Raw genomic sequence first — 257 nt, 5'->3', positions numbered from 1 at the left:
CGTATACCTACTCGCTTCAACGTACTATTCCGTCAGTACGCAGACCTTTCACTACTCCGTCACCCCATCACTACAATAAGATGGTACAGAAATATTAATCTGTTGTCCATCGACTACCCCTTTCGGGTTCGCCTTAGGTCCCGACTAACCCTGATCCGATTAGCGTTGATCAGGAAACCTTAGTCTATCGGTGGGCGGGTTTCTCACCCGCCTTATCGTTACTTATGCCTACATTTGCTTTTCTATTCGCTCCACTC

Annotated in this window: 1 rRNA gene; it reads right to left on the bottom strand. The window is 47.5% G+C overall.

Annotation, left to right across the window (positions count from 1 at the left end):
- Nucleotides 1–257, bottom strand: a 23S ribosomal RNA gene (locus tag E1171_RS00065); the annotation flags it as partial.

The sequence above is a fragment of the Xanthovirga aplysinae genome (genome assembly GCF_009711365.1).
In the GTDB taxonomy this organism is placed as follows: domain Bacteria; phylum Bacteroidota; class Bacteroidia; order Cytophagales; family Cyclobacteriaceae; genus Xanthovirga; species Xanthovirga aplysinae.
This window is presented reverse-complemented; position numbering and strand designations above follow the sequence as displayed.